The organism is Hypericibacter sp., assembly GCF_050729195.1.
GTDB lineage: Bacteria > Pseudomonadota > Alphaproteobacteria > Dongiales > Dongiaceae > Hypericibacter.
Genome location: NZ_JBOHKS010000105.1, coordinates 22,724 through 29,373, shown reverse-complemented (window position 1 = coordinate 29,373; position 6,650 = coordinate 22,724). Strand labels below are relative to the sequence as shown.

At 67.8% G+C, this 6,650-nt stretch carries 5 protein-coding genes; 2 read left to right on the top strand and 3 right to left on the bottom strand.

The window, feature by feature from the left end; genetic code table 11:
* Positions 1 to 30: 30 nt before the first annotated feature.
* Positions 31 to 1,530: a CoA-acylating methylmalonate-semialdehyde dehydrogenase gene (locus tag ACREE8_RS07975; RefSeq protein ID WP_431572450.1), complete on the bottom strand. Its 1,500-nt coding sequence runs from the start codon at positions 1,528 to 1,530 to the stop codon at positions 31 to 33.
* Positions 1,531 to 1,705: 175 nt separating this feature from the next.
* Here ACREE8_RS07975 and ACREE8_RS07970 point away from each other — a divergent pair, with 175 nt between their 5' ends.
* The gene (locus ACREE8_RS07970) at positions 1,706 to 2,014 is read left to right on the top strand and encodes a hypothetical protein (RefSeq protein WP_431572449.1); all 309 of its coding nucleotides are present in this window, start codon (positions 1,706 to 1,708) and stop codon (positions 2,012 to 2,014) included.
* A gap of 62 nt (positions 2,015 to 2,076) precedes the next feature.
* Here ACREE8_RS07970 and ACREE8_RS07965 read toward each other — a convergent pair whose 3' ends face one another.
* Positions 2,077 to 2,868: a phosphodiesterase gene (locus tag ACREE8_RS07965; RefSeq protein WP_431572448.1), complete on the bottom strand. Its 792-nt coding sequence runs from the start codon at positions 2,866 to 2,868 to the stop codon at positions 2,077 to 2,079.
* Between the two features lie 136 nt (positions 2,869 to 3,004).
* On the opposite strand from ACREE8_RS07965, the gene ACREE8_RS07960 reads away from it, so the two are divergent.
* Positions 3,005 to 4,213, top strand: a complete 1,209-nt coding sequence (locus ACREE8_RS07960) for an amidase (protein ID WP_431572447.1) — start codon at positions 3,005 to 3,007, stop codon at positions 4,211 to 4,213.
* A gap of 14 nt (positions 4,214 to 4,227) precedes the next feature.
* On the opposite strand, the gene ACREE8_RS07955 is transcribed toward ACREE8_RS07960, so the two are convergent.
* Positions 4,228 to 6,513 carry an ATP-binding protein gene (locus ACREE8_RS07955; RefSeq protein WP_431572446.1) on the bottom strand — a complete coding sequence of 762 codons (2,286 nt, stop codon included), beginning with the start codon at positions 6,511 to 6,513 and terminating at the stop codon, positions 4,228 to 4,230.
* Positions 6,514 to 6,650: the final 137 nt, after the last annotated feature.

Below are 6,650 nucleotides of genomic sequence, written 5' to 3'. Positions count from 1 at the left end.
CAGTGGCATCCTTGGTTTTCATCCGCCGCCTCAGCGCCCGATCTGCGGCATGGTGAACTCGGCGCCGGCGCGGATCGAGTTCGGCCAGCGCTGGGTCACCGCCTTGTAGCGGGTGTAGAAGCGCACGCCCTCGGCCCCGTGGATGTGATGGTCGCCGAATAGCGAATTCCGCCAGCCGCCGAAGCTGTGGAAGGCGGCCGGCACCGGGATCGGCACATTGATGCCGACCATGCCGACCTTGATCTTGCTGGCGAACTCGCGCGCGGCGTCGCCATCGCGGGTGAAGATCGCGGTGCCGTTGCCATATTCATGCTCGTTCACCAGCTTGACCGCGCTGTCATAGTCCGGCACGCGCACGACCGAGAGCACCGGCCCGAAGATCTCTTCCTTGTAGATCTTCATCTCGGGCTTCACATGGTCGAACAGGCAGCCGCCGAGGAAGAAGCCCTTCTCATAGCCCTGGAGCTTCAGCCCGCGGCCATCGACCACGAGCTCGGCACCTTCGGCCACGCCGGAATCGACATAGCCGCGGACCTTGTCGAGATGCGTCTTGGTGACGAGCGGGCCCATCTCGGCCTCGGGATCGGTGCCCGGCGCCACCTTGAGCGCGCTCACGCGCGGCGCCAGCTTCTGGATCAGCGGATCGGCGACGTTGCCGACGGCGACCGCCACCGACACCGCCATGCAGCGCTCGCCGGCCGAGCCATAGCCCGCACCCATCAGCGCGTCGACGGTCTGAGTCAGATCGGCGTCGGGCATGATCACCATGTGGTTCTTGGCCCCGCCCAACGCCTGCACGCGTTTATTGTGTGCCGTACCGGTGTGATAGATGTATTCCGCGATCGGGGTCGAGCCGACGAAGCTCACCGCCTGGATCTCCGGATGCTCGAGGATGGCGTCAACCGCCTCCTTGTCGCCATTGACGACATTGAGCACGCCATCGGGCAAGCCCGCTTCCTTGAGAAGCTGCGCCATGAAAATACTCATCGAGGGATCACGCTCGGACGGCTTCAGGATGAAGCTGTTGCCGCAGGCGAGCGCGATCGGGAACATCCACATCGGCACCATGGCCGGGAAGTTGAAGGGCGTGATGCCGGCGACGACACCGAGGGATTGGCGAACGGTCCAGCCGTCGACATTGGTGCCGACATTCTCGGAGAACTCGCCCTTCAGCATCTGCGGAATGCCGCAGGCGAACTCGACGACCTCGAGCCCGCGGATGATCGAGCCCTTGGCGTCGGAGAGGACCTTGCCATGCTCCGAGGTGACGATTTTCGCCGCTTCGTCGATGCGCTCTTCCATGAGCTGCTTGAAGCGGAACATGATGCGCGCGCGCGTGAGCGGCGGCGTCGCCGACCAGCGCGGGAAGGCCGCCGCGGCCGCCGCGACCGCCTCGTTCAGCTCCGCGCGCGAGGCCAGCGCGACGCGCGCCTGGACCTCGCCGGTCGCCGGGTTGAACACGTCGCTGAAGCGCCCGCTCTTGCCCTCGACGGTCTTGCCGTTGATGAAGTGGGGAATGGTCCTTGTCATGGTGGTCTCGACTCCTTCGGCGTTCGCGCCCGAGCCGGCGCTGCCGGGCCTGGATTATGGATCGGATGGCGCGCACTCTAGCGATTGGGCGGGGGCTGACAAGGAGCCAATCGCCGCCCATATGAGGGGGCAATCGGGGCGGCGCCACGCGCCCTCCCCATGAGGGGAAGGTCCCATGCGGAACTCGATGATCGGTCTTGCCTTTTCAGCATTGCTGGGAGCCCCGGCACTACCCCTCGGAGGGTATGTGGCGACGGCCCATGCGCAGTCCGACGAGACGCCTCAGCAAAGCCCCGATGAGCTTGCGATCGAGGGCGTCAACCGCCTGATGCAGGCGCTCCAGCTGTTCATCCAGCAGCTGCCGGAATATGAGGCGCCGGTGATCGACGAGAACGGCGACATCGTCATCCGCCGCCGCCACGACACCGCCCCCATCCCGCCACAGAAACCGATGCCTCCCGGCAGCGATTCGACGTCGACGTAGGCGGGATCCAGAAAATCTCTCGCCCCCTCCCCTTGCGGGAGGGGGCGTGGGTTTTTCTACCCTCACTCGAACGGCGTCATCGGGCCGTAGTCGCCGATACAGCTCTGATGGGTGACGAGGCCGCTGTCCTCGCTCCAGCGATGGAGCTGGCAGGCGGGCGGTTCCATGATCCAGGAGACGGGGTCCTTGGGACCCAGCCGCAAGGCCACCTGGTGCGCGACCGAGGGGGCTGTTGTCACCACCGTGCCATGCCAGCGCGCCGTGATCGGCCGGTGGATATGACCGCAGAGGATGCGCTCCACCTGCGGGTGGCGCTCGATGACGGCACCCAGCGCCTCGGCATCGGCCAGATTGATCGTGTCCATCTCGACGATGCCGCTGGCGAAGAGCGGGTGGTGGACGGCGATCACGGTCGGACGCTTCCTGGCTTCGCCGAGTTTCGCCTCGAGCCAGGCCAGCTGCGCCTCGCCGATCCGTCCGCCGCTCTCGCCGGCGACGAGGCTGTCGAGCGCGATCAGCCGCAACGGCAGATCCTCGATCGCATAATGCAGGTTGCCCGGACCTTCGCGCCAATAGGGATGGTCGGCGAAGGCCGCCTTGAGCGTCTCGCGCGCATCGTGATTGCCGGGCATGACCGCATAGGGCGCCTCGAGCCGGTCCAGCATCGAGCGCAGATGGGCATATTGCGCCGGCCGGCCGCTATCGACGAGGTCGCCGGTGACCCAGACGAAATCCGGGCCGATCCGGTTCAGATGAGCGACGGCCGCGGCGAGATGGCCCGCCGTATCGATCCGATCGAACAGCAGGCGGCCGGGTTCCACCACATGACAGTCGCTGATCTGGGCCAGCATCATCGGGTTCGGCTCCTGCGGACGGGTTTTCGCGCATGGCTTGCGAGGGCCGCCGTCGCTTCGCAATATGGCGGCCAGGATAAGACTCCCGCTGGGCCCCGGCCAGGGCCCGCATTCTCAAAACCTCGAGGCTCTTTCGATGTCATCGACCGCCGACAGCTCGCCGCATGACTGGCAGCGCCCCTTCGTGCCGCATAGCTGCGGTGCCATCGCCGGCGCCGGGAGCGGGCCGCTCGCGCATCTGAGTTTCGCGGTCAAGGACATCTTCGACATCGCCGGGCATGTCACTGGCTGCGGCAACCCCGATTGGCTCGCGAGCCATGCGCCCGCGGCCGAGACCGCCCCCGTCCTGCTGCAGCTGCTCGAGGCCGGCGCCGACATGATCGGCAAGACCATCACCGAGGAATTGGCCTACAGCCTCCAGGGCGAGAACTATCATTACGGCACGCCGGTCAATCCGGCCTGCCCCGATCGCATTCCAGGCGGCTCCTCCTCGGGCTCGGCCTCGGCGGTCGCCAGCGGCGATGCCGACATCGCGCTGGGATCGGACACCGGTGGATCGGTGCGGCTGCCGGCTTCGCTCTGCGGGATCTTCGGCATCAGGCCCAGCCATGGCCGCGTCTCGCTCGGCGGTGTCATGCCGCTGGCGCCGAGCTTCGACACCGTCGGCTGGTTCACGCGCGAGGCGAACCTGCTGCGCCGCGTGGGCGAGATCCTGCTGGGTCCCGATGCGGCCGAAATTCAACCCTCGCGGCTCTATCTCATGGCGGACGGTTTCGAGCTCGCCGACGAAGCGTTGCGCGAGGCGCTGGTGCCGTCGCTGGCCGCGCTGTCGGGTCTGCTCGGTGCGCCGGCCCTGGTGCGCGTCGGCGACAATGAAGGCAGCCTCATGCCCCTGATGCTGCGGTTCCGGACCCTCCAGGCGCGCGAGATCTGGGCGCAGCACGGGCCCTGGATCGAGACGACGCGGCCGCGCTTCGGGCCGGAGATCGCGGCGCGCTTCGAATGGGCCAAGCGCATGGCAGGCGAGGCGCCCCAGGACGAAGCGCTGCGGCGCGAGCATTTCTCCTTGCGCATGGCGCGGCTGCTGGCGGGCGGGGGCGTGCTGGTCATGCCGTCGGCGCCCGCGATCGCGCCCATGAAGGGGCTGAACCTGACGGCCTCGCAGGGTTTCCGTGACCGCACCCTGAGTCTCACCTGTGTCGCCGGCATGGCGCGGTTGCCGCAGGTGAGCCTGCCGGTGGCCGAGGTTGAGGGTTGTCCGGTGGGGCTGTCGCTGGTGATGGCGCGCGGGCTCGACATGGCGCTCCTGGGCCTGGCCGAGCGGGTGATGGCGGCGCTCGGCTGAGACCGAGCGTCGGATTATTCGGCGGCCTGGATCGAACGCACGCGCGAGGCCGGCAGCACCAGCGCCACCGTGGTGCCCTTGCCGAGCTGGCTCTCGATGGCGAGCCGGCCGCCATGCAGCTCCGCCAGCACCTTGCTCAAGGGCAGGCCGAGGCCCACGCCTTCGGCGCGGCGCGAGATGACGCTGTCCACCTGGCCGAAGGGCAGCATGACCTTCGGAATATCCTCGAGCGCGATGCCGACGCCGGTGTCGATCACCTCGATATGGAAGCCTTGCGAATCCTGCCGGGTGCGCACCGTCACGCTGCCATGGGCCGGCGTGAATTTGACGGCATTGGCGAGCAGGTTGAGCAGGATCTGCTTCAGGCGGCGCCGGTCGGCATAGAGCTTCGGCAGCGGGCTGCCGACCAGATTGTAGATCTGGACGTTGTTGCGCCGCGCCCGCGTCTCGACCAGCCGCAGGCAGGAATCGATCAGATTGCGCGGCTCGATCTCCTCTTCGGCGAGATCGATCTTGCCCGCACCCGCCTTGCTCAGATCGAGCAGGTCGTTGATCAGCGACAGGAGATGCCCGCCGCTCTGGCAGATGTCCTCGGCATAGGTCTTGTATTGCGGCTTGCCGAGCGGCCCCAGCAGCTCGTCGCGCATGATCTCCGAGAAACCGATGATCGCGTTGAGCGGCGTGCGCAGCTCATGGCTCATGGTGGCGAGGAAGGTGGTCTTGGCGCGGCTCGCTTCTTCCGCCGTCTCCTTGGCCTGGATCAGGCGCCGCTCGGCCGACACGCGCCGCATCTCCATCCCGATCCAATGCGCGATCAGGTTGAGGAGCGGATGCGGTTCGGGTCCGCGCAGATCGGGCTCGTCGTCGAAAGCGAAGATATGGCCAACGGTCTCGCCCTGCTCGCCGCAGAAGACCGCCCCCTGATAGGCGACGGCACCCGATTGGGAGAGCCATTTGTCGTGCGGAAACAGTTCCGGCGCGCGATCGGGCACGACCAGCGTCTTGCCCGAGGCATAGCATTGACCGCTGGGCGTGCCGGCGAGCGAGAAGGTGATGGGCTGAGCGGGTCGCCCGTCGGCCCAGAACGCCAGAACGCGCGCCTCCCGTCCGTCGCGCCCGAGCTCGGCGATCCCGGCCCAGCGATAGCCGAGCCCGATCGCCAGCGCCTGCGCCGCGGCTTCGAGGAAGGAGCGGCCTTCCGGCCGGTTGCCGACGATCAGAGTCAATGCATCCTGGCGGCGGCGATATTCGGTGATGTCGGTGTAGGCGACGACGGTGGAATTGTCGTGCGTCTTGCGCTCCACCACCTGGATGGTGCGCCCGTCGCTCAAGGGATATTCGAATGGCCCGCGCGGATTGCGGTGGGCCTCGAGGCGACGCTGCGCCGTAACTTCCGTCCCCTGGCGGTCGCCGCCATACGCGCCGCGTTCGACGCCGGCCTTGAGCAGGTCTTCGAAGCGGGTGCCGGCGCCATGCAGGTCGCGCGTGCGCGGGAACATGCGGCTGAAATTCGAGTTGGAGAAGACCAGCCGGTCCTGGGCGTCGAACAGCACGACCGCCTGCGGCACGCCCTCCATGACCTCGAGCAGGCGCGAGCGTTCGTTCTCGACCGCGAGGCGCATCCGCTCTTCGCGCTCATGCAATTGAAGACTGTCCAGCGCCCGCTGCAGCTCCTGCTCGACCGCGGCCGATTGGCCGCGCCGCATGACGGCGGCGGTCGCCAGTACGGCCGCGGCAAGACCGGCGAGTTGGCCGATCCATTGCAGCGGCCCGGTCGGCCCCAACTCTGGCGCCAGCACGAGCTTCAGCAGCTCGACGACGCCCGAGGCGATCAGCGGCACGGCGACGACGCCGACCACCGGATCGCGCTGCTTTCGCCAGTCGCGGGCAAACTCGAAAGCGGCGGCAAGGAAGAGCAGCGCGGTGATCGCCGGGATCAGCGGCGCCGACAGAACGCCCGAGGCCCACAGGGCGGCAGCGACGGTCACCAGCCCCAGCAACAGGCCGAGGCGCCGGGCTTCCACATAGTTGTGAATGAAGCGGCGCGCGCCCGCATAGATCAGGAGGGCGGACAAGGCGAGCGCCGACTGGCCGGCGGCGACCGCGGGTCGGGCGGCGGCGTCGGTCCAGAGGCCGGGCAGGAGCAGGCCCGCGCCGTTCGCCAAAGTCGCCAGGGCCCACCATCCCATCGCCGGCGAGACGGCCGGCAGGAACGCCAAATAGGCCATCGTCGCCGCCATGATGATCGCGCCCAGCGCGGCGGCGGTGGCAATGACTTCGGTGGAAGGCAACAACTCCATGGAAAGGCGCTTTGAATCCCTTGCTGGAGTGGCGATCGGCGAGGCTTGGCGAAACCCGGCCCTGACCGGTGATGGTCGAGGGCCGGAATCGGGCTCGGCCCGCGACTCCGGCCAGCGGGCCAAGCCCACCATTTTGA

What these genes read in the sequence shown, in the direction of transcription:
- ACREE8_RS07975 (WP_431572450.1), bottom strand. Translation starts at nt 1,530, where the DNA reads ATGACAAGGACCATTCCCCACTTCATCAACGGCAAGACCGTCGAGGGC.
- ACREE8_RS07955 (WP_431572446.1), bottom strand. Translation starts at nt 6,513, where the DNA reads ATGGAGTTGTTGCCTTCCACCGAAGTCATTGCCACCGCCGCCGCGCTG.
- ACREE8_RS07970 (WP_431572449.1), top strand. Translation starts at nt 1,706, where the DNA reads ATGCGGAACTCGATGATCGGTCTTGCCTTTTCAGCATTGCTGGGAGCC.
- ACREE8_RS07965 (WP_431572448.1), bottom strand. Translation starts at nt 2,868, where the DNA reads ATGATGCTGGCCCAGATCAGCGACTGTCATGTGGTGGAACCCGGCCGC.
- ACREE8_RS07960 (WP_431572447.1), top strand. Translation starts at nt 3,005, where the DNA reads ATGTCATCGACCGCCGACAGCTCGCCGCATGACTGGCAGCGCCCCTTC.